At 43.8% G+C, this 2368-nt stretch carries 1 tRNA gene and 1 rRNA gene; both read left to right on the top strand.

The features are described from left to right. Nucleotides 1–674: 674 nt before the first annotated feature. Nucleotides 675–2188, top strand: a 16S ribosomal RNA gene (locus GFJ99_RS12990). An 86-nt stretch (nt 2189–2274) separates the two neighbouring features. Continuing rightward, nucleotides 2275–2348 (top strand) — tRNA-Ile (locus GFJ99_RS12985). Nucleotides 2349–2368 lie beyond the last annotated feature (20 nt).

Raw genomic sequence — 2368 nt, 5'->3', positions numbered from 1 at the left:
ATAAAAAAAAACTCGGTGAATCTCTGTGTACAACTTCACACAACCTAAAACCATACATATATATAGTATAAAACAAAACCTTCCAACACCTCCATTGCGACCATTACGCTTTATTTACACACTTAGTGGTTAAAGCTCAAAAAAACTTTCTATATTAAATCCTTGTTATCAGAGAGTTAAGAAAAGCGTCAAAAAAAAGAATAAAAAAAGAATTAAAAAGGCTTGTGAGAATAAAAAAGATTCCTACTTTTGCACCCGCATTAAGGAAGAAGTTCATACACAAACTGAGGATTAAGCAAATCAAAAAAACTTTAAAAAAAGTTAAAAAAAGATTTGGATAATAGAAAGTAAAGGTAGTATCTTTGCCGACCCGAAACGAAAGAATTGGGAAGTATAAGTTCTTAAAAATATTGGCAAAGTGGTTGTGAAAAAATAATCAAAAAATTTTTTCAAAAAAGCTTGCCAGATTAAAAAAGAGTTGTACTTTTGCACCCGCTAATCGAATGAGAGGCGAACAAAAAAAGAATGACACGTTCATAGACATATTGAATTGACAGCACAAATTTGTAGCAATACAAGTTTGAAAATAAGAGAGAGTAAGATTTTTCGAATACATTGAAAAAGACTAGCGACTTGAATCGAAACATAAGTTAGATTTATCTAACAAACAATATACGATGAAGAGTTTGATCCTGGCTCAGGATGAACGCTAGCGGCAGGCCTAACACATGCAAGTCGAGGGGTAGAGTTCTTCGGAACTTGAGACCGGCGCACGGGTGCGTAACGCGTATGCAATCTACCTTATACAGGGGAATAGCCCAGAGAAATTTGGATTAATGCCCCATAGTATTATTGAATGGCATCATTTGATAATTAAAGTTCCAACGGTATAAGATGAGCATGCGTCCCATTAGTTAGTTGGTAAGGTAACGGCTTACCAAGACAATGATGGGTAGGGGTCCTGAGAGGGAGATCCCCCACACTGGTACTGAGACACGGACCAGACTCCTACGGGAGGCAGCAGTGAGGAATATTGGTCAATGGGCGCAAGCCTGAACCAGCCATGCCGCGTGCAGGAAGAAGCATCTATGGTGTGTAAACTGCTTTTATACAGGAAGAAACAACGCTACGTGTAGCGTCTTGACGGTACTGTAAGAATAAGGACCGGCTAACTCCGTGCCAGCAGCCGCGGTAATACGGAGGGTCCAAGCGTTATCCGGAATCATTGGGTTTAAAGGGTCCGTAGGCGGCCTTATAAGTCAGTGGTGAAATCTCCTAGCTCAACTAGGAAACTGCCATTGATACTGTAAGGCTTGAATTTTTGTGAAGTAACTAGAATATGTAGTGTAGCGGTGAAATGCTTAGATATTACATGGAATACCAATTGCGAAGGCAGGTTACTAACAAACGATTGACGCTGATGGACGAAAGCGTGGGGAGCGAACAGGATTAGATACCCTGGTAGTCCACGCCGTAAACGATGGATACTAGCTGTTCGGAGCAATCTGAGTGGCTAAGCGAAAGTGATAAGTATCCCACCTGGGGAGTACGCACGCAAGTGTGAAACTCAAAGGAATTGACGGGGGCCCGCACAAGCGGTGGAGCATGTGGTTTAATTCGATGATACGCGAGGAACCTTACCAGGGCTTAAATGTAGATTGACAGGACTGGAAACAGTTTTTTCTTCGGACAATTTACAAGGTGCTGCATGGTTGTCGTCAGCTCGTGCCGTGAGGTGTCAGGTTAAGTCCTATAACGAGCGCAACCCCTGTCGTTAGTTGCCAGCGAGTCATGTCGGGAACTCTAACGAGACTGCCAGTGTAAACTGTGAGGAAGGTGGGGATGACGTCAAATCATCACGGCCCTTACGTCCTGGGCCACACACGTGCTACAATGGTAGGTACAGAGAGCAGCCACTGCGCGAGCAGGAGCGAATCTACAAAACCTATCTCAGTTCGGATCGGAGTCTGCAACTCGACTCCGTGAAGCTGGAATCGCTAGTAATCGGATATCAGCCATGATCCGGTGAATACGTTCCCGGGCCTTGTACACACCGCCCGTCAAGCCATGGAAGCTGGGGGTGCCTGAAGTCGGTGACCGCAAGGAGCTGCCTAGGGTAAAACTGGTAACTAGGGCTAAGTCGTAACAAGGTAGCCGTACCGGAAGGTGCGGCTGGAACACCTCCTTTCTAGAGAAGAAACGAGAAGCTACCTTTACAATACGTTAAGTATTACTCTCGCTGTTAATTCAAATAATACAAATAAGTAAAAACAGAGTCTCGTAGCTCAGCTGGTTAGAGTACTACACTGATAATGTAGGGGTCCCCAGTTCGAGTCTGGGCGGGACTACAATGTTTTACTTAGTAAGG

The organism is Flavobacterium sp. LMO6 (assembly GCF_009495795.1).
Classification (GTDB): domain Bacteria; phylum Bacteroidota; class Bacteroidia; order Flavobacteriales; family Flavobacteriaceae; genus Flavobacterium.
The sequence above is the reverse complement of the archived record's forward strand: the minus strand, read 5'-3'. Positions and strand labels throughout refer to the sequence as shown.